The sequence below is a fragment of the Corynebacterium sp. 22-2729 genome (assembly GCF_053479475.1).
The window spans coordinates 38,101-56,914 of the sequence record NZ_JBRBCA010000009.1 but is presented as its reverse complement, the minus strand read 5'-3'; the positions used below and the strand labels follow the sequence as shown (position 1 = coordinate 56,914).

Annotated in this window: 17 protein-coding genes; 10 read left to right on the top strand and 7 right to left on the bottom strand. The window is 58.1% G+C overall.

Annotated elements, in window-relative coordinates:
* Nucleotides 1-12 precede the first annotated feature (12 nt).
* On the top strand, nt 13-1,905 hold the full coding sequence (locus ACUY2T_RS07775; protein ID WP_448308167.1) for an AI-2E family transporter: 1,893 nt from the start codon (nt 13-15) through the stop codon (nt 1,903-1,905).
* 27 nt (nt 1,906-1,932) lie between these two features.
* Nucleotides 1,933-2,754, top strand: a complete 822-nt coding sequence (locus tag ACUY2T_RS07770) for a DUF6542 domain-containing protein (protein ID WP_448308166.1) — start codon at nt 1,933-1,935, stop codon at nt 2,752-2,754.
* Between the two features lie 3 nt (nt 2,755-2,757).
* Here the strand turns inward: ACUY2T_RS07770 and ACUY2T_RS07765 are convergent, their stop codons facing one another.
* Nucleotides 2,758-3,744 carry a 4-hydroxy-3-methylbut-2-enyl diphosphate reductase gene (locus ACUY2T_RS07765; RefSeq protein ID WP_293792328.1) on the bottom strand — a complete coding sequence of 329 codons (987 nt, stop codon included), beginning with the start codon at nt 3,742-3,744 and terminating at the stop codon, nt 2,758-2,760.
* Between the two features lie 109 nt (nt 3,745-3,853).
* Here ACUY2T_RS07765 and xseA point away from each other — a divergent pair, with 109 nt between their 5' ends.
* Nucleotides 3,854-5,191, top strand: a complete 1,338-nt coding sequence (gene xseA / locus ACUY2T_RS07760; RefSeq protein WP_448308165.1) for an exodeoxyribonuclease VII large subunit — start codon at nt 3,854-3,856, stop codon at nt 5,189-5,191.
* A gap of 4 nt (nt 5,192-5,195) precedes the next feature.
* The gene (locus ACUY2T_RS07755) at nt 5,196-5,492 is read left to right on the top strand and encodes an exodeoxyribonuclease VII small subunit (RefSeq protein WP_448308164.1); all 297 of its coding nucleotides are present in this window, start codon (nt 5,196-5,198) and stop codon (nt 5,490-5,492) included.
* 10 nt (nt 5,493-5,502) lie between these two features.
* Here the strand turns inward: ACUY2T_RS07755 and ACUY2T_RS07750 are convergent, their stop codons facing one another.
* A complete protein-coding gene (locus ACUY2T_RS07750) occupies nt 5,503-6,102 on the bottom strand; it encodes a DUF4245 domain-containing protein (protein ID WP_448308163.1) in 600 nt (199 codons plus the stop codon).
* 146 nt (nt 6,103-6,248) lie between these two features.
* On the opposite strand from ACUY2T_RS07750, the gene glpX reads away from it, so the two are divergent.
* The 4 genes from glpX to ACUY2T_RS07730 all read left to right on the top strand — a co-directional run bounded on the left by glpX (nt 6,249) and on the right by ACUY2T_RS07730 (nt 11,571).
* On the top strand, nt 6,249-7,283 hold the full coding sequence (gene glpX, locus ACUY2T_RS07745) for a class II fructose-bisphosphatase (protein ID WP_448308162.1): 1,035 nt from the start codon (nt 6,249-6,251) through the stop codon (nt 7,281-7,283).
* Between the two features lie 173 nt (nt 7,284-7,456).
* Nucleotides 7,457-8,860, top strand: a complete 1,404-nt coding sequence (locus ACUY2T_RS07740; protein ID WP_448308161.1) for a class II fumarate hydratase — start codon at nt 7,457-7,459, stop codon at nt 8,858-8,860.
* A 399-nt stretch (nt 8,861-9,259) separates the two neighbouring features.
* Nucleotides 9,260-9,985, top strand: coding sequence for a TetR/AcrR family transcriptional regulator (locus tag ACUY2T_RS07735; protein ID WP_448308209.1), 726 nt, complete (start codon nt 9,260-9,262; stop codon nt 9,983-9,985).
* Nucleotides 9,982-11,571, top strand: a complete 1,590-nt coding sequence (locus tag ACUY2T_RS07730) for an MDR family MFS transporter (protein ID WP_448308160.1) — start codon at nt 9,982-9,984, stop codon at nt 11,569-11,571. Before ACUY2T_RS07735 ends, ACUY2T_RS07730 begins: the two co-directional genes overlap by 4 nt.
* A 51-nt stretch (nt 11,572-11,622) precedes the next feature.
* Here ACUY2T_RS07730 and ACUY2T_RS07725 read toward each other — a convergent pair whose 3' ends face one another.
* The 4 genes from ACUY2T_RS07725 to ACUY2T_RS07710 all read right to left on the bottom strand — a co-directional run bounded on the left by ACUY2T_RS07725 (nt 11,623) and on the right by ACUY2T_RS07710 (nt 15,579).
* On the bottom strand, nt 11,623-12,291 hold the full coding sequence (locus ACUY2T_RS07725; protein WP_448308159.1) for an N-acetyltransferase family protein: 669 nt from the start codon (nt 12,289-12,291) through the stop codon (nt 11,623-11,625).
* Between the two features lie 73 nt (nt 12,292-12,364).
* Nucleotides 12,365-13,756, bottom strand: a complete 1,392-nt coding sequence (locus ACUY2T_RS07720) for a PhoH family protein (RefSeq protein ID WP_448308158.1) — start codon at nt 13,754-13,756, stop codon at nt 12,365-12,367.
* A 262-nt stretch (nt 13,757-14,018) separates the two neighbouring features.
* Entirely contained in the window at nt 14,019-14,693 is a 675-nt protein-coding gene (locus tag ACUY2T_RS07715) for an LGFP repeat-containing protein (protein ID WP_448308157.1), read from the bottom strand.
* A gap of 145 nt (nt 14,694-14,838) precedes the next feature.
* Nucleotides 14,839-15,579, bottom strand: coding sequence for a LysR family transcriptional regulator substrate-binding protein (locus ACUY2T_RS07710; protein WP_293791032.1), 741 nt, complete (start codon nt 15,577-15,579; stop codon nt 14,839-14,841).
* Between the two features lie 36 nt (nt 15,580-15,615).
* Here ACUY2T_RS07710 and ACUY2T_RS07705 point away from each other — a divergent pair, with 36 nt between their 5' ends.
* Together ACUY2T_RS07705 and ACUY2T_RS07700 are read left to right on the top strand one after the other, a co-directional pair.
* On the top strand, nt 15,616-15,984 hold the full coding sequence (locus ACUY2T_RS07705) for a DUF5997 family protein (protein WP_448308156.1): 369 nt from the start codon (nt 15,616-15,618) through the stop codon (nt 15,982-15,984).
* 744 nt (nt 15,985-16,728) lie between these two features.
* Complete coding sequence (locus tag ACUY2T_RS07700) at nt 16,729-17,904, top strand: acyl-CoA dehydrogenase family protein (protein WP_448308155.1); 1,176 nt, start codon at nt 16,729-16,731, stop codon at nt 17,902-17,904.
* A 24-nt stretch (nt 17,905-17,928) separates the two neighbouring features.
* Here the strand turns inward: ACUY2T_RS07700 and ACUY2T_RS07695 are convergent, their stop codons facing one another.
* The gene (locus ACUY2T_RS07695) at nt 17,929-18,807 is read right to left on the bottom strand and encodes an enoyl-CoA hydratase/isomerase family protein (protein ID WP_448308154.1); all 879 of its coding nucleotides are present in this window, start codon (nt 18,805-18,807) and stop codon (nt 17,929-17,931) included.
* Nucleotides 18,808-18,814: the final 7 nt, after the last annotated feature.

Here is an 18,814-nt window from a genome sequence, read left to right as displayed (position 1 = left end):
AGAATAGGGAGAATGAACTCCCAGAACCCCCACGACAGGCCCTTTCTTGGCGAGGACGGCCGTGACTTCGCAGACTTTATCGCGGGTTCACAGCGGATGGATACCGAGAACATTCCGATCCCTGGCGACGATAAAGATGAAGCACGCTTAGGCTCCGGCTCTTTTGCAGACGAACCAGAAGCCGCAAAGCGCCCTACAATCAGTCCCGAATCTCCGGAGGCGGAAGTGATTGAGGCCAAGCGCGCGGAGACGGCTCCCACCGTTGAGGAAAAAGGCGAGGCATTCGTACAGGAACGCAGTTCCGCCCGCGCTACCACGGGCAATGAAAAGCCACTCGCGGAGGATAATGAGCCAGACGGAGAGACCGAGACCGACGAGCGCCCCGGCGTGCAGTCACATGCGGCCAAGGTGAAGAAGAAGTCCGAGAAGAAGAACAAGAAATCTTCCATCGACGAGGATCTCAACCCTGAGCTGCGCGACCGCGCCGAGGTAATCGGCACCACGGGTCGTTGGTTTGCGGGCTGGTGCCTGCGCTTCATCATTATTGCCGCAGCGCTTTACCTAGGTTTCCAAGTTTTCGGCAAGCTGTGGGCGGGCATTCTTCCGGTGTGCCTGTCGGTTATTGTCTGTACGGTTCTCTGGCCGGTCGTGCGTGTATTGCGCAAGGCCAAAGTTCCCAACAGCCTGGCTGTATTAATAGCCATTCTGGGCTTCTTCGCCCTAATCATCGGGACTTTTGCCGCCATCGCCCCGAGCGCGGTGGATCAGGGCAAAACGATCGTCAACCAAGCTAGCGACGGTATCGGCCGTATCCAGGACTGGCTCCAGGGACCGCCTGTGAACCTGCAGGAAAGCCAGTTCAACGACGGCGTTCAGCAGATTACCGACTGGCTGCAAAACAAGTCCGGCGACATCGCCACCAGCCTTGCGGCCTTCGGCACTGAAACCGCTTCCCTACTGGTGACCATGTTCGTCATGCTGGTTCTGACGTTCTTCTTCCTGAAGGATGGCGAGAACTTCCTGCCGATGTTGCGCCGCGTGACGGGTCGCCGTGTCGGCTGGCACCTCACCGAGGTTCTGACCCGTTGCTGGAACACTCTGGGTGGCTTCATCCGCACGCAGGCCATCGTGTCTGCCATCGACGCGATCTTTATTGGCCTGGGTCTGGTGCTCCTCAACGTGCCACTAGCCGGTCCGCTTGCGATCCTGACCTTCTTCGGTGGCTTCATCCCGATGGTGGGTGCATTCGTCGCCGGCGCCCTATCGGTCCTCATCGCACTGGTGGCCGTAGACTTCAATACCGCTGTGATGGCGCTGCTACTCGTTATCGCTGTGCAGCAGCTGGAAGGCAACATCCTGCAGCCAGTGCTGCAGTCCCGTGCGATGAACGTCCACCCTGTCATCATTCTGCTGTCCGTTACCCTGGGCTCCACTCTGTTTGGCATCATTGGTGCATTCCTGGCAGTACCCACTGCCGCCATGATTGCGGTCATTCTGCGCTACATGGGTGATCTAACAGACCTCGCCACAGGCGAAAAGACCTCTAGGGATATCGAGTTCGCCACCACCGCAGGTTCACTCACTGGAGAACAGTCGGAACGTGCAGCTCAGCGCTGGCAGGAGCTGCGTAAGGCAATGATGCTCACCAATTCCAAGAAGTCCGAAGCAAATCAGCTAAATGAGCCTCGTAACAGCGAAACTGCCCAAAACGGTCAGTCCGTTCAGGCTCCCCGTGCTACCCAAACCGCCACCCCGGACATGAGCTCCGCAGCGGCTGATGGTGGCGTTTCCACGGAAACGCCAGTCGCTGAACACGAAGGGGCGTCATCCTTTAACGACGCAAAGTCGCAGATCCGCGGGAAGGTGCAGTCAATCCTGAACTCCCTCCGTGGCAATAACAAGTAGAGCAAACCAAAGAAGTAGCATTACCCCGTGACCGAAAGCAGCCGAACTACAAGCAGTAACCGCACGAGCGCCACGCAGCGCAGCGAAAGTCGCTCTGCACAGCGCCTCGGCCGTAGTCGTGGCCACGCTGAAGTAGCGCACGAGGATTCTCCCTCGCATTGGTTCCCCGTTTGGGCTCCGGTGCTTGTGATGCTGGCGGTGATTTTCACTGGACTGGTACTAGCCAAGGGTGACACCACAATCCCCACCAGTTTCTTCGTTCTCTTCGTGATCGCAATGATCGTCTCCACGATCTTCGTCGAACCGCGCGGCCTATTCCTTACTGTGGCCTCATTCCCGCTGTATTACTTGTTTGGATCACTCGTCATCGGCTGGTTTAGCTCTGGGGCGGCGACCATAGCCAGCAGGAAAACAAAGGTCATCACCTCGATTTACCCCGCCATCGAGCACTTTCTGTGGTTGCTGATCCCATTCCTCATTGCGGTGGGAATCGCAGTGTTCCGCTGGTGGAGCTACCGCGAATCCCTCACTCGCAAGGCCGCAAGGCTAGAGATGCAGCGTCGCCGCCGCAGCGAATCTGACCGCAGCAACATCGAAGCCTACGGTCGCGCGAAGGAACGTAGCCGGGCGCGTAGGGAGTCTCTTTATGATGATGACGCCACCTCGCGTTCCGAACCTGTCAAGAGTTCAGACAGGGTCGCATATTCCCGCCGTGAGGCATCTCCCCGTCAAGCTACCCGCGTGACGCGCAGCTCAGCTGAACTGCGAGATAACGCACAGCGCCGCCGGGTTCCCCTCCCGGAGCGACGACTGTCCCCCAAGCGCTACCTAGACGACGAGCGCGACTAAGAACTACTTCTGCGTACGCGGCGGGCGCAGCTCGCGAGGCAGGGAGAAGATCAGATCCTCCGTCGCGGTGGTGACCTCCTCGACCTCACCGAAGCCCTTGTCCGCCAGAAGATCCAATACCCCTCGAACCAGAATCTCCGGCACCGAAGCGCCTGAGGTTACGCCGACGTTCGTAACGCCCTCGAGCCATGCCGGATCAACTTGCTCCGCGTAATCCACCAGGTGCGCATTCTCCGCGCCGTGCTGCAGAGCGACCTCCACCAGTCGCTTGGAGTTCGAAGAGTTCTGGGAGCCAACCACGATCATGAGCTCCACCTTCGGCGCAATCGCCTTCACTGCTACCTGGCGGTTCTGTGTGGCGTAGCAGATGTCATCGGACGGAGGATCCTGGATATCCGGAAATTTTTCGCGGAGCAGTTTCACTGTGGACATGGTCTCGTCCACGCTGAGCGTCGTTTGAGACAGCCAAACCAACTTGGTGCCCTCCGGGAACTCCAGCGCGTTGACATCATCCTCGCCGTCGACGAGGTGTACAACATCTGGGGCTTCACCCGCTGTACCTTCGACCTCCTCGTGCCCATGGTGGCCGATGAGGATGATCTGGTAACCCTGCTTTGCAAACCGCGTGACCTCGTGGTGGACCTTGGTGACAAGCGGACACGTGGCGTCAAAAGTCTTGAGCTCGAGCTGACGGGCTTCCTTGTGCACAGCAGGCGACACGCCGTGAGCAGAGAAAACCACGTTGGAGCCGCGAGGAATCTCCGTGGTCTCATCCACAAAAATCACACCGCGTTCCTCGAAAGTCTTCACGACATGCTTGTTGTGCACGATTTCTTTGCGCACGTACAGGGGCGCACCATGCTTTTCCAAAGCCTTTTCCACCGACTCGACTGCTCGGTCAACTCCTGCGCAATAGCCACGCGGAGCAGCGAGGAAAACCTTCTTAGTATCGGTACTTGGCTCTGTAGTTGGGGTAGTCATGTGCCCCATCGTAATGGAAGAGCAAAGCCGGTTAAACCACGTGACGGGGTCTGACCATTCACCATCAATGTGGCGTAGGCGCCCAGGGTGTCCGCACCGTCTTTTAGAATGCTTAACCATGAGCGTTCCAAATTCTGCGGAGTCCCCTTGGGCTGTCGGGCAGTTGAACGACCAAGTAAAGAACTGGATTCAGAAACTTGGGTTCATCTGGGTCGAAGGTCAAGTCACCCAGGTGAACATGAAGAGCACGTGGCGTTTTTCGTATATCACTCTGCGCGATGTGAACGTCGAAGCCTCCGTGTCTTTGACCGTCGAGACCAGCGCGCTGAAAAACTTGGCTACTCCGGTCAAGGACGGTGACCGGATCATTGTCCACGGCAAGCCCTCGTTTTATTCGAAACGTGGCAGTTTTTCCCTCTGGGTGACGGATATTCGTCAGGTGGGAATTGGCCAGCTATTGGCTCAAATAGAACAGTTGAAGAAGGCAATGTTCGCCGAGGGTCTCTTCGACCCCCGGCTGAAGGCTCCGCTCCCCTTCTTGCCCACAACTGTCGGGCTCATCACTGGGCGTGGTTCGGCAGCGGAACGGGACGTGATGGAGGTTGCTAAGCGACGATGGCCCGCCGTGCGCTTTCGGGTTATCAACACGGCAGTGCAAGGCCCCAAGACGGTTCCGCAAGTAGTTGATGCCCTCCAGGAGCTAGAACGCGATCAGGCTGTGGACGTGATCATCGTCGCCCGCGGTGGAGGTTCTGTAGAGGATCTTCTGCCTTTTTCCGAGGAGCCTTTGGTGCGTGCAGTGTCCCGAATGCGCACGCCGGTAGTCTCCGCAATCGGCCACGAACCGGACAACCCGTTGTTGGACTATGTTGCCGATGTCCGTGCGGCCACTCCCACTGACGCAGCGAAGACGGTAGTACCGGACGTCGTGCAGGAACTGCGGATTATCGGCGAAGCACGTGAACGTGGTGCGGGCGCGTTGCGTAACTGGGTGGCTCACGAGAGGCGTGGGTTAGCGCAGATCCGCACCAGACCAGTCATGGCGGATCCAAGTCTGCCGGTCACCCGGCAAAGAGAGATCATCGCAGAAGCACTGCAGCGAAAGGACCGCGCACTCGGGGTGCACGTCCGTTCCTTGCGGAGCTCCATCGAGTCGTTGAAGGCTCAGGTTAATGCACTGGGACCATCGCAGACTCTTGCCCGTGGCTATTCAATCGTGCAAGTTATTCCACGGGATAAGTCGGGCGCGCAGGTCGTGACCACGGTGGATCAGGTTGCTCCAGGCTCACAACTGCGGATCCGGGTTCCCGATGGATCCATCACGGCCGCAGCGATGGGCGTGCAAGCCGCACCGGGTGGCGTCATAAAAAAGACTCGCGACCGCAGCAACAGTAACAACAGCGACCACAACAACCGCGCAGATACCAACGCAGATACGAACGCAGAAGGGGCTTAAGACAATGGCAGACAACAACGGCATCGGAAACACCGAACAACAAAAGTTTCGCCCGCTCGATCAACTCAGCTACGAGGAAGCGCGGGACGAGCTGGTGGAAGTGGTGAAGATCCTCGAGCTAGGGCAGATGAGCCTGGACGAATCGCTGAACTACTGGGAGCGCGGCGAGGAGCTGGCAGCGTACTGCGAGGATTATCTCAACGGCGCATCACAGCGCATCGAAAAGGCACTGCAACAGCGCGAAGCTCGAAGCGCAGGAGCATCTGGCACCGAGCAGGTGGCGCCGAACGGCGAGGAATAGCGGAAGAGGACTACTTAGCCTTCGAAGGTTGCGCCGCTTCGCCGACATCGATCGGGTCGGTCGCGGCAATCTTTTCTGCGGCGGTGCGCGTCTGTTCAGCAGAAGCCATAGCCTCGATCACCAAACGCACATCCCCCAGGTCGGCAACCCACAATGGGCGCGCATCCTCACCGGTGAAGACATGCCACTCAACGTCTCCAGTGGTTTCGGTATTGGTCTCTTCCCTCACCGAATCATCAGGCTGGCTTGCCGCCTTGAAGTCGGCACCGGTCTGCGTCAGAGAGATGTAGTTCTCTCCGTTGACGACCCATCCAACCAAGCTCGACGGTTCGCCGTTGACCATCACACGACGAGCGGAATTGGGCACCCACCCTTCCGGCATTTCCGGGTTGCGGATGGGGAAGTCAAACGTACGAGCATCCATCTTCAGCACCGCATCTGCATCGACCTCCTGCACCGGACCCGACCGATCCGCCTCACCCGGATCAAAGGAGCACAGGCCCGTGAACCCGACCGTCAAGAACATGGCGACCAACAACACCACCAGGGACAGCACGATGTCCTTGGCGGATTGAAATGCGCGGGGTTTTTGAATCTGCACGTCCGCCATTATCGCACTGCTTCTGCTCGACTAGGCAAATTAACCCTGGGTAGGGCTGGCCGATACTGCTAAAGGCATCGCCCGAGGGAAATAGGGCACAATGGAAGTGGAATAGAACCTATTACCTATCAGCAATAGAAAAGAGCTGGAAGATCATGTCGACTGAAGCGCACACCCCTGCTGTCTCCCCCAATCCAGATGCTCCAGATCGCAATCTGGCAATGGAGCTTGTCCGCGTGACCGAGGCTGCTGCTCTGGCCTCCGGCAAGTGGGTCGGACGTGGGCAAAAGGAATCCGGTGACGGCGCCGCTGTGGACGCCATGCGTCAGATGATCAACTCCGTAGAGATGGACGGTGTGGTGGTCATTGGCGAGGGCGAGAAGGACGAAGCCCCGATGCTGTTCAACGGCGAGCATGTCGGCACCGGTAATGGCCCGGCGGTGGATATCGCCGTCGACCCGGTGGACGGAACCACCCTGATGGCAGAGGGACGCCCGAACGCCATCTCCGTCATCGCCGCAGCCGAGCGTGGCTCCATGTACGACCCTTCTGCGGTGTTCTACATGAAGAAGATCGCTGTCGGCCCGGAGGCCGTCGGCAAGGTCCACATTGACGCTCCAGTCGCCGACAACATCAAGGCCGTGGCAAAGGCCAAGGGAACCGTTCCGGGTGACATCACCGTTGTCGTCTTGGATCGCCCGCGCCACGAGGATCTCATTCGCGAAATCCGCGAGGCCGGCGCAAAGGTTCGACTCATCGGCGATGGCGATGTCGCAGGCGCCGTGGCTACCGCGCAGGATAATACGACGAATTCCGTGGACATCATGATGGGCATCGGCGGCACTCCGGAGGGCGTTATCGCCGCAGCAGCGATGAAGTGCATGGGTGGCGAGATCCAGGGCAAGCTGTGGCCGAAGGACGAAGCCGAGCGCCAGAAGGCTCTGGACGCTGGCCACGACCTGGATCGTGTGCTGACCACCAACGACTTGGTGAACTCCGAGCACTGCTACTTCGTGGCTACCGGTGTGACCAACGGCGACATGGTGCGTGGCGTTTCCTACCACCAGAACTCCGCTACCACCCGTTCCCTGGTTATGCGTTCTCGTTCCGGCACAATCCGCTTCATCGAGTCGCAGCACCAGCTGGCGAAACTGCAGTCCTACTCCGTGCTGGATTACACCCGTAACTAGCCCTTTTATTGACGCCCGCACGCCTCAACCGCCCGACATCCTTTTAGGTAAGTTGGGCTGTGTCCGTGCGGGACACGAAGACTAATCCGCTTCTTTACGTTCCTGCTGCTTGAACGTCGACGAGTTCACAGCGGGAAGCGTCATAAAGCAATCGAGATAAAGGTGATGAAAGAATGACCGAGCAAGAATTCCGCATTGAGCACGACACGATGGGCGAGGTTAAGGTTCCCGCCAAGGCTCTGTGGCGTGCACAGACGCAGCGTGCAGTGGAGAACTTCCCGATCTCCGACCGTCCGCTGGAATCCGCACAGATCCGCGCCATGGGTCTGCTGAAGGCTGCTTGTGCGCAGGTAAACAAGGATCGCGGTCTGCTGACCGATGAGCAGGCGGATGCCATCATCTCCGCTGCCAAGGAGATCGCTGAGGGCAAGCACGACGCTGAGTTCCCGATCGATGTTTTCCAGACCGGCTCTGGCACGTCTTCCAACATGAACACCAACGAGGTCATCGCCTCCATCGCCAAGAACAACGGCGTGGAGATCCACCCGAATGACCACGTGAACATGGGTCAGTCTTCCAACGACACCTTCCCAACCGCCACCCACGTTGCCGCTACCCAGGCTGCAGTAACTGACCTGATTCCGGGCCTTAAGGTTCTGCAGGAATCCCTGGCTAAGAAGGCCAAGGAGTGGGAAAAGGTTGTGAAGTCCGGCCGTACCCACCTGATGGATGCCGTTCCGGTTACCCTGGGCCAGGAGTTCTCCGGCTACGCACGCCAGATCGAGGCAGGCATCGAGCGCGTTGAGGCCACCCTGCCCCGCCTGGGTGAGCTGCCAATCGGCGGTACCGCAGTCGGCACCGGCCTGAACACCCCGGCTGACTTCGGCGCGAACGTTACTGCCGAGCTGGTGAAGCTGACCGGCGTAAAGGAGCTGCGTGAGGCAGAGAACCACTTTGAGGCACAGGCTAACCGCGATGGCCTCGTGGAGTTCTCCGGCGCTATGCGCACCATCGCCGTTTCCCTGAACAAGATCGCCAACGACATCCGCTGGATGGGCTCCGGCCCGCTGACTGGCCTGGGCGAAATCCACCTGCCCGATCTGCAGCCGGGCTCCTCCATCATGCCGGGCAAGGTCAACCCTGTTCTGTGTGAGACCGCTACCCAGGTTGCGGCACAGGTTATCGGTAACGACGCTGCTGTGGCCTTCGGCGGCTCCCAGGGTGCGTTCGAGCTGAATGTCTTCATTCCGATGATGGCTCGTAACGTGCTGGAGTCTGCGAAGCTGCTGGCCAACACCGCCCGCGTATTCGCGGAGAAGCTGGTCGACGGTATCGAGCCAAATGAGGAGCGCATGCGCACTCTGGCTGAGTCGTCCCCGTCCATCGTTACCCCGCTGAACTCCGCCATTGGCTACGAGGCTGCGGCTAAGGTTGCAAAGACCGCGCTGAAGGAAGGCAAGACCATCCGCCAGACAGTGATCGACTTGGGCTTCGTCGATGGCGAAAAGCTGACTGAAGAGGAGCTGGACAAGCGTCTCGATGTCCTGGCCATGGCCAACACCGACCGCGACAAGTAGGCCAATTTAGGCTGGCGCGACTGACTAACCCCGCCTGATGGGCGAGTCAGTTTAGTAGATCACCCGCTGATTTCCCTCCGGAGGCTAACTGCCGTCTACGGAGGGATGCCGGCGGGTTTTTCTCTGCCCTGGGCCCGGCCTCTCGGCGAGGATGAAATGTCGCTAGATCGGGAATCTGCGACAGCTTCACCGCAGGTACCCTCCACACAAAACGCTCTGAACTGGCCTTTTACACTAATGCACACGGACCCCTTTAACAGATTCCCGATTTAACGACATCCCCCATACCCCTTCCCCACACCCAACGTGAACCACCCCACACCACCGCAATATGGATGCACAATCACACACATTTTGCACTGGCTATAACTTTGCACTCGGTGTACTTTTGGGCAAGTGATGAATTCAAATAGCTCAGCCCCCGCAAACATGGGGTTGCGCGAGCGCAAGCGCCTGGAGACCAGGCTGCGGATTGAGGACAAAGCTACCCAGCTCTTCCTCGACCGCTCCTTTGATGGAGTCACCCTGGAGGAAATCTGCATCGCTGCTGACATCAGCCGCCGCACTTTCTTCAACTACTTTTCTTCAAAGGAGCACGTTGCGGTCGGCAAGCAACCTCCCCTCCTCACTGAAGAAGACTTCGCAGAAATAGTGAACTTCTCCCCCAACCAGGGCAGCCTCCCCCAGCACCTCTACGAGATGCTAACCCAGAAGCGCCTGGAAGAGGCTCGGAAGTCGGACAATGCCAACCTCGATCCGGAATTAGCGGAGTCGATAAGGTGGCGTCGATCCCAAATACTTGAGAGATTCCCCAACCTCGCACTCGCGAAGATCGCCTGCTACGAAAAGCTTCGCAGCGACCTCGCTGAAGCTGTATGCCGGAACCTCGACAAGCACCCGGGCAATCGCCTTTCAGACCTGGAAGCAATGGAGGAAGCACACCTCATCGTCACAGCTGCAACCACCGTTCAATGGGCCGCTGCCACTTCGGCAACGCGCAACGGAAGAACGCTAAGCAGCACAAAAGACTTCGACATTCCCCTGGCAGGACTGCAGAAAATCTTCTCCGCCATCGAACCCTCAACCGCCATCGCAGAAACAACTCAAAAGGAGAACCGCCTATGAGCGATACCCGAAGCCAAGCCGCAGCTGCCAAGGCACGGCTCGAAACCGCAGAAAAAGAGCGCCTCAAAAACAACAACAATGTGCCACTCGTATTCAGCTGCCTAATGCTCGGCATGCTGATGTCCTCGCTGGGGCAAATGATCTTCTCCACCGCTCTACCCACCCTCGTCGGTGAGCTTGGCGGCGCAAACAAAATGAGCTGGGTCATCACCATCTTCCTGCTCACCATGACCATCGGCATGCCGGTATACGGCAAGCTAGGCGACCAGATGGGCCGCAAACCGCTGTACCTAGTGGCTGTTTCCCTCTTCCTGGCCGGCTCCGTCATTGGAGCGCTAGCGCAGAGCATGGACATGATGATCGCCGCCCGCGGCGTACAGGGCCTCGGTGCGGGTGGCTTGATGATCGGGTCGCAGGCGATCATCGCCGACGTGGTTTCGGCCCGGGAGCGCGGCCGTTACATGGGAATCATGGGCGGCGTATTCGGCCTGAGCTCGGTGCTGGGACCACTCCTGGGTGGCTTCTTCACCGATGGCCCAGGCTGGCGTTGGGCTCTCTGGTTTAACGTTCCACTGGCGATCGCGACCCTGCTCATGGTGGGCTTCAATCTGAAGCTGCCAAAGCGCGGCAAGGGCGCAAATCTCGATGTGATCGGCACTGTTCTCATGGCCGGCGCTACGAGCTGCCTGATTCTGCTGCTCACGTGGGGCGGCCGCGATTATGCATGGTCCAGCCCAGTCATCATTGGCCTCGGCATCGCCTCCGTAGTGCTGGCCGCTCTCTTCGTGGTGACAGAACGCAAGGCAAGCGATCCGCTGATCCCCATGCAACTATTCACCGTCCGCAACTTCGTGGTCACCACCTTGGCGGGCACGATCACGGGCGTGGTCATGTTCGGCGTGCTGGCTTATATGCCGACGTACATTCAGATGGTTCACGGCATGACACCCACCAAGGCCGGTTTGATGATGATCCCCATGATGGCGGGCATGATCATCACTGCTACCGGTTCCGGTCAGTACGTGTCCCGGACTGGTCGCTACAAGTGGTTCCCCGTTGTAGGTTTGTGCGTTGCCGCCACTGCCGTGGGCCTTATGGGGCTTTTTGACGCCCACGATTCCCTCGTACACCTAGGCCTGGTGCTAGCGCTCATGGGCGTTGGCTTGGGTCTTACCATGCAGATCCTGGTGCTGATTGTCCAGAACTCGTTCCCAATCACGATGGTGGGTACGGCAACGGCCTCGAATAACTTCTTCCGCCAAATTGGCGGCACGGCTGGTTCTGCCATCATTGGTTCACTGTTTACCCACCGTGTAGCGGATTTGATGGGACAGCGCGTGCCTGGCGCGATAAAGGAGATGGGGCCGCAAGGGCTTCCGTTTGCGGAAAAGCTTCAGGGTGGCGGTAGCTCGCGGTTGACTCCGGAGATCGTCGATACACTGCCCGGACCACTGCACGAGGCGATCACTACGTCGTATAACGACGCCCTCGTTCCCGTGCTCGGAGCAATGGCTCCGGTGGCCGTGGTGGCTGCTTTGATTCTTGTATTGGTGCACCAGGACAATCTCAAGGAAACCATCGAGTAGCTCGGGATAAGTTAGTCCCGGCTACGGGGAAGGCCAAATCTCCTTCCCTGGTTAGGCGTCTTCGTTGTGCTCCAGGTTTTCCTGGTAGTACTCCCATGCCGGGCCGCCCTCCAGGATCTTCTCCATCACCATATTGTGGCGCCAGGTGCCTTGTTTAGGGCCGTAGTTCATGTGGGACATGCAGTGGAAGATTCCCACCTTTTCGAAGCCGCGGGAAAGGTGCAGGCGCACTGATCCTTCGTTCTCCGGAAAAATGCTGGAGTGCATTGCCCAGTGCCCCTGGTCAGCTGCGTCTTTGAGCAACCGATCCAATAGATTGCCGGCCACGCCCTTGCCCGCAGCGTCCTTGTGAACGTAGATGGAGTCTTCCAGCACTCCATCAAAGACGTCTCGGTGGCTGGCGGAAGTGGCGGTAATCCAGCCCAGAACCTTTTCCCCATCCTCGCCTAGGCCTGCGGCCGCGGCGGCTGCGGGATCCGTGTCAATGGCGACAAACGAAAGCTCCGGCAGACGGTGACGCATAAAGGTCTCCCAGTCTTCCGGCGCGTTTTCTTCAAACGTTGCCTCGCCTGTGTCCATCCCCGTCTGCAGAATGTTCTGAACCTGGGGGTAATCTTTCTCCTCCATGAGGCGGATAAAGACTGCTTGCTTGGCACTACCCTCAGCGCTCTTAGTGGCGCTGTTCTGTGAAGGGGTCCCTGCGGTATTCGCGGAAGTCATGGAAGAAATTCTGCCTCACGTTCCACTGGTTTCGCCACTCACAGCCAGCTAACAGCCGGCAGCTGTCAGCGAACTAGCCTTTCTCCAAGAGGTTTGTGACTAGTTCAGCAATCGCAGAGCGCTCGGAACGGGTGAGAGTAACGTGCGCAAACAGCGGATTATTCTTCAGCTTCTCGATAACCGCCTGGATGCCGTCGTGTCGGCCAACGCGCAGGTTATCGCGTTGTGCAACATCGTGAGTAAGCACCACTCGGGAATTGCGACCCAGACGCGAGAGGACAGTCAATAGCACGTTGCGTTCCAAGGACTGTGCTTCATCAACGATGACGAAGCTATCGTTCAAGCTTCGTCCGCGGATGTGCGTGAGCGGAAGAACCTCTAGCAGGCCGCGAGCGTCGATTTCCTCCAGCACGTTATCGCTTACTACGCCCTCCAGGGTGTCGTAGACCGCCTGCGCCCAGGGGTTCATCTTCTCGGTCTCACTGCCTGGCAGGTAACCGAGATCCTGGCCACCCACCGCGTACAGCGGCCGGAACACAACGATTCGCTTGTGCTCGCCGCGTTCCAAAACTGCTTCCAGGCCGGCACACAGCGCGAGAGCAGATTTGCCTGTACCCGCGGATCCGCCAAGGCTCACAATGCCAACCTCGTTATCGAGCAGTAGATCCAGAGCTACGCGCTGTTGAGCACTACGACCACGAATGCCAAAGGCTTCCAGGTCAGTGGGCACTTGGCGCACCATGCCATCGCCCAGCGAGCGTGCAAGCACCGATTGGCTACCAGCAGTAAGCTGCAGACCGCAGTGGATCGGCAGCTCGTCTACTTCGTCGCCCTCTACAGTGAGTGCACCGGAGATGTCGGCTTCTCCTACGTCATAAAGCTCGTCAATGATCCCGGATGGAACCTCAGCGCGAGCCATGCCGTTGTAACCAGTCAGCACAACGTCCTGAGCGTGATACTCGTCGGCGTCCAAGCCCACTGCGCCGGCTTTCACACGCAGCGGGACATCCTTCGTGACTAGCGTTACGTTGTGCCCTTCTGCCCGCAGGTTCAAAGCACACGCGAGAATGCGGTGATCGTTTTGCTCCCCGCGCAGACCGGTGGGGAGAACGGACTGATCAACGTGGTTCAGCTCTACTTGGATCGTGCCGCCTTCGTCGTTGATGATGCTGGGCATATCCAAGCGGCCATGTTCCTGGCGGAAATCTTCGAGCATGCGCAGGGCTTGGCGAGCAAACCATCCGAGCTCGGGGTGGTGGCGCTTACCCTCCAGCTCGCTGATGACGACGACGGGGAGGATGATGCGGTGCTCCGCAAACTTGATGAGTGCCCAAGGATCAGATAGCAGCACCGAGGTGTCGAGAACATAGGTGCGCAGGCCAAGCTCTGCGTCGGAGTGAGCGTTGAGAGCCTGATCGGCGTGAAAAGTCTGGTGAGCTTGATCGGTGGGCGTGGCGGAAGTCATGGAGATGGCGCTCCTTGCAGGGATCATGAGTTAATCAACCCGGACATTCCGCGTTGCAAAAGCTACGCTTTACATCCGGGAAACGGATGAGGTGGGTAGTTGTTACTTGCTTCGGACACCACCGACGCTATGCTCGCTGCATGGAAATTACATTGTTGTCAGATGAACTCTAGGTAAACACAAAAAAGCCCCAGGGTTTGAGGCATCTCGTGCCCCTCACCTGGGGTTATCAAGTTCTACTTGAAGGTTAGAACTTATGTGTTTAGCGCTTCTCGATGGTCTCCGCGAACTTGCCGGAAGCGTCCTTGGCCCACTTAATAGTGCCGTTCTGGAAGGACTGGGTCCAGCCGGAAGCCGCATCGCCCTGCTCCGGAGCGGTCGGCAGGCCGATTTCATTGTCCAGGCCACCACCGTTTGCCCAAGTCTCGCCGATCTTGCCGATCAGCGGGACTGCGCCGTTCTCCTCCGAGTTTGCGATCCATCCCTTCTCGAAGGTGGCCAGGGAGCCCTTCTCGCCATCCTTGAACTCAGTCAGCTTGCCGAAAGCGCCGGTCTCGCCGCCTTCGTTATCCCAAGCAGTCTTCACATCCTTGGGGAGTTCAACCTCTTCACCGTTAGCGGTCTTGACCTTCACGGTCTCCCCCTCAGCACCGGCACCCTCAGCATCCGAGCCCTCAGTGCCGGCTTCCTTGGAACCTTCAGCGTCTGCACCCTCGGATTCCTCAGAGCTGGACATCTTGTCCTTAGCTTCGTCAGCCTTGTCGCCAGCCTTTTCGGAAGCGGAGCCGGCAGCGTCGCCTGCCTTGTCGGTTGCGGAGTTAGCAGCGTCGGTAGCCTTGTCCTTATCCTCCTCGGAGCAGGCAGAGACACCGAAAACCAGGGATGCACCGGCGGCCAGCGCGACTGCGGATCGACGGAAACGCTTGTTAGAGTTCATTCTTTTACCTTTCTATTGGCTTAACTGACTTTTCATCTTTACTTTATGTAAAAGACCTACCGATCTATTTTTAATAGGAAGCTCCCCCTAACGCAGCTGTCGTTCAATAACTTAACCCAACTGCAACGAATTCTTTATTTTTGCGCTATGCTCCGGAGCGCCTCTTCTGCCCTTTATTCTTTCCTGTTTTACCACCTTTAGCAGCCTTTTTATTGACGCTGTCTCTCCCCCTAACAGCAGTCTGTCGAGAACTGCCCGCAGTGCGCCCTTTACATATCCCTACAAAGTCCTGAATGACGTCACTGTCGGATTCGGTCAGCCACATGAGAGCCACGCGAGTGCGGGGACACGTGGTGGCGTCAATTCCAAAAAGATCTCGGTGCACTACACCGCGCTGGTTGAGAGCACGCAACAGTGGGCGCGGCGCGACAGCAATGCCCACGTTGGCAGCCACCACTTGGAGAGCTTCACGAAGAGCAGCGACATCGTCCCAGCCTGTCGACGGAGTAATGTACATCAGCTTTTCATCAGTGAGCTCTTGGTAGTCGATAGCGTCCATGAGCTTGACGGGATGCTCCTTGGGCGCCGCAACACCTACCTGTTCCTCATACAAAGCCACCTCATGCATGTCCGCAGGGCGTTCATAGCCAGCGGCGGGCAAACGCACCAAAGCCACATCTGCCTGGTGAGAGCGTATATAAGCCAATGGATCATCGGTTCCCGCGCTAGCGATCTTCCACCCCGGTACGCGCTCGTCGAATCGGCCAAACCATTTATCGGGCTGCACTCCAGTACTGAAAACAACCTTTAGGTGACGCGCCTGACGCTTTGGTTGAGAGACGCGACGGGTGGACTGCTGCTTCTGTGAAGCGGGAACATCTGGCATGGGACTAATAATAGGGGCTTCATTAGAATGATGGTCATGACTGATGCGAACCCGAGTTACAGATCCGGCCCGCCCATGAAGCCCGCCACTGCCGCCAAGAAGTTGGGCATTTATCTTCCTGCAACCCCGCAGGAGTTCCAAGATTCCGCACTTACACATGAGCAGTTCGTTGAGCTGCAAGAGAATCCTCCCGCCTGGCTGCAGGCGTTGCGTCGCGAGGGACCGCACCCGCGTCCAGAGGTGGCACGCAAGCTGGGGATCAGCATCACGCCCTTGAAGAACAATGAGATGGACAAGCCTCTGACCACCGCCGATATCAAGGCACTGCTTGAGAATCAGCCGGATTGGCTGCGAGAAGCAAGACATAAGTTGGCTAGTGAGCGCGAGGACAACGAGGCTGAATGAGATAAAGAAAAAGGCGAGGATGAGCCCGATAGTTCGGACCCTTCCTCGCCCTTTCTTTTTGCCTTGCGGCAAAAAGTTGGTTCCGATGGTGACGAGCCACCGAAAAGCCAGTTCCGGTAAACGGTTGCCAGGTGACGAAGCTGACTGCCGTGAAGTAGCCGGATAAACAACCGCAGCACTTCATAAGAAGCCACGACTAGAGCACATGAGTATGCGGGGAGAAGAGAGAAACCCGCAACGCATGTTCAACGCTCCAGCGATGTGAACCTTCCTTAGTACTGCAACATATTCCACAACTGCAGTGCGCCTCAGGTGACTAGCCTGCGACACATCCATGAGGTTAGCCAACCCTCACTTCGGTTGTCAATATTTAAACAACAAAAATATTGATTAAATAGTTGACCTGCTCTTATGTGGCACGAAATCAACTCACCCTCCCCCTTGGGGGGGAAAGATTCCCACATGCGAGGATTTCGTCGGTGTACCTTCGCCCGACATCGAGGGGTTTTCTTGTACTTCTCGAACAAGAAGATGCTATTCTCATAAGCAACGCAGAGATGCACGTCACAATGCGGGCTTGCTATCGAGCTGCAACACAATAACTCTCTATAGCCGACGCTGATGTTTAAGAATCTGGCCGAACGCATGACGAGTGCACAAGAGACATACAGAGACGTACAGAGTCTCAACGTCTCAACCGGTTCAGTATTCAAGCAACCAACGTCTTGGTTTTGAAAGGAACCCATGAAGAACTTCCTGCCACGCAACATTTTCGAAGAAGAGCACAACATGTTCCGCGAGGCCTGCGCGGACTTCGTGGAGGCCGAGATCGCCCCGAACGTCGACCGCTGGCACGAGCAGGGCTACTGCGACCGTGAGATGTACCAGAAGGCCGGCCAGCAGGGCCTGCTGGGCATGATGGCTCCGGAGGAGTTCGGCGGCGGTGGAATGGAGAACGACTACCGCTTCAACGCTGTACTGACCGAGGAGCTGGCCAAGGCTGACTCCGGCTCCGTCATCGTGGGCATCCAGACCATCAACGACCTGGTCATCCCCTACCTGCAGCGCTTTGGTAACGACGAGCAGAAGGAGCGCTTCCTGAAGCCGCTCTGTGCTGGTGAGAAGATCGCTGCTCTGGCTATGACCGAGCCGGGCGCAGGTGCTGACCTGGCTGGCATCCGTACCTTCGCAAAGAAGGACGAGAACGGCGACTACATCGTCAACGGCGCCAAGACCTTCATCTCCAACGGTGTCCAGGCTGACTTCACCCTGCTGGTCGTTGTGACCAACCCGGAGAAGGGTCGCGCCGGCGTTTCCATGCTGATCGTCGAGGACGGCATGGAGGGCTACACCAAGACCGGTCCGCTGAAGAAGGTCGGCCTGAAGTCCCAGGACACCGCTGAGCTGTCCTTCGAGGACACCCGCGTTCCGAAGGAGAACCTGCTGGGCGAAGAGGGCGCTGCATTCGGCTACCTGCGCACCAACCTGGCTCAGGAGCGCCTGTCCATCGCCGTCGGCTCCATCGCTACCTCCCGCCGCGCATTCGATCTGGTGTACAAGCACTCTCAGGATCGCAAGACCTTCGGTCAGCGCCTGATCGACCACCAGGCATACCGCTGGGAGCTGGCCAAGATGGCTACCAACATTCAGACCTCCCAGTCCTTCGTTGATGCCTGCATCATGGAGAAGGTCAACGGCACCCTGGACGAGGTCACCGGTGCAATGGCCAAGTACCAGACCACTGAGCTGCAGATTGAGGTCGTCAACGAGGCACTGCAGCTGCACGGCGGTTACGGCTTCATGCTGGAGTACCCGATCTCCACGCACTACCTGGACTCCCGCGTACAGCCGATCTACGGCGGCCCGAACGAGATCATGATCGAGATCATCTCTCGCCGCCTGGCCAAGGGCGAGAAGTAGGGCTCTAAAAGTAGGGCTCTAGCCCTACTCCCCCTTAAACTGCGGTGGTCGCTTTCCTACGAAAGCAGCCACCGCTTCGCTATGGTCAGCGGTGTTAAACAGACGCAACTGCGCGTCGGCCTCAGCCGCCGCTGCCTCACTGATAGCCGCGGCATTCTTAACCAGCGCCTTCATCTCCTTATAGGCCGCCGTCGGCCCATTGGCGAAAGATACCGCCAACTTCTCTGCCGTGGCCTCTAGCTCTTCTGGCTTCACCAGGTTCTCGACCAGTCCTAGCCCATAAGCCTCGTCAGCGGGAACTTTTCGATCCAGAAGCAGCAACTGCAGGGCTTTCGCCCTCCCTACACAATCCACCAGTGTCTTCGACAGTCCGGAGTCCGCGGCTAGTCCCACACCAGTGAACGCACCTTTAAACGACGCAGCCGTTGACATCACGCGGAAGTCGCAGGCCATCGCAAGCCCCCAGCCGGCTCCTGCCGCTGGTCCCTGTAGCACGGCAATGGTCGGCACGGTGATGCCGGTGAGCTGCTCGACCATCGGGTTGTACTCCTCCACAACCTTCTCCATCCCCGTGCGGTTCTGCGTATCCTGCAGCTGCTCTTTCAGGTCCTGCCCGGAGCAAAAGGCCTTACCAGCAGCCCGCAGTACGACTGCACGCACGGCGGATCCAGGTTCCTGCGAATCCTTTTGCGCCTCGCGGAATGCATCAATCAGCGCAAGCCGCAGCGCCTTATCCAGCGAGTTGTATGCCTCCGGGCGGTTGATGGTGATGTAGCGTACGGCTCCAACTGTGGAGACCTGCACGATGTCGCCCGCCGTCGTCGACGCAGCGGCAGTGCTTGGAGAGTTAGCGGTGTTCGCAGTGTTAACAGAGTTAGCAGAGTTTGGAATGTCCTGAGTCATAGAACAA

What these genes read in the sequence shown, in the direction of transcription:
- ACUY2T_RS07720 (WP_448308158.1), bottom strand. Translation starts at nt 13,756, where the DNA reads ATGACTTCCGCCACGCCCACCGATCAAGCTCACCAGACTTTTCACGCC.
- ACUY2T_RS07695 (WP_448308154.1), bottom strand. Translation starts at nt 18,807, where the DNA reads ATGACTCAGGACATTCCAAACTCTGCTAACTCTGTTAACACTGCGAAC.
- ACUY2T_RS07775 (WP_448308167.1), top strand. Translation starts at nt 13, where the DNA reads ATGAACTCCCAGAACCCCCACGACAGGCCCTTTCTTGGCGAGGACGGC.
- ACUY2T_RS07715 (WP_448308157.1), bottom strand. Translation starts at nt 14,693, where the DNA reads ATGAACTCTAACAAGCGTTTCCGTCGATCCGCAGTCGCGCTGGCCGCC.
- ACUY2T_RS07710 (WP_293791032.1), bottom strand. Translation starts at nt 15,579, where the DNA reads ATGCCAGATGTTCCCGCTTCACAGAAGCAGCAGTCCACCCGTCGCGTC.
- ACUY2T_RS07705 (WP_448308156.1), top strand. Translation starts at nt 15,616, where the DNA reads ATGACTGATGCGAACCCGAGTTACAGATCCGGCCCGCCCATGAAGCCC.
- ACUY2T_RS07740 (WP_448308161.1), top strand. Translation starts at nt 7,457, where the DNA reads ATGACCGAGCAAGAATTCCGCATTGAGCACGACACGATGGGCGAGGTT.
- ACUY2T_RS07725 (WP_448308159.1), bottom strand. Translation starts at nt 12,291, where the DNA reads ATGACTTCCGCGAATACCGCAGGGACCCCTTCACAGAACAGCGCCACT.
- ACUY2T_RS07765 (WP_293792328.1), bottom strand. Translation starts at nt 3,744, where the DNA reads ATGGGGCACATGACTACCCCAACTACAGAGCCAAGTACCGATACTAAG.
- ACUY2T_RS07735 (WP_448308209.1), top strand. Translation starts at nt 9,260, where the DNA reads ATGAATTCAAATAGCTCAGCCCCCGCAAACATGGGGTTGCGCGAGCGC.
- ACUY2T_RS07755 (WP_448308164.1), top strand. Translation starts at nt 5,196, where the DNA reads ATGGCAGACAACAACGGCATCGGAAACACCGAACAACAAAAGTTTCGC.
- xseA (WP_448308165.1), top strand. Translation starts at nt 3,854, where the DNA reads ATGAGCGTTCCAAATTCTGCGGAGTCCCCTTGGGCTGTCGGGCAGTTG.
- ACUY2T_RS07730 (WP_448308160.1), top strand. Translation starts at nt 9,982, where the DNA reads ATGAGCGATACCCGAAGCCAAGCCGCAGCTGCCAAGGCACGGCTCGAA.
- ACUY2T_RS07750 (WP_448308163.1), bottom strand. Translation starts at nt 6,102, where the DNA reads ATGGCGGACGTGCAGATTCAAAAACCCCGCGCATTTCAATCCGCCAAG.
- glpX (WP_448308162.1), top strand. Translation starts at nt 6,249, where the DNA reads ATGTCGACTGAAGCGCACACCCCTGCTGTCTCCCCCAATCCAGATGCT.
- ACUY2T_RS07700 (WP_448308155.1), top strand. Translation starts at nt 16,729, where the DNA reads ATGAAGAACTTCCTGCCACGCAACATTTTCGAAGAAGAGCACAACATG.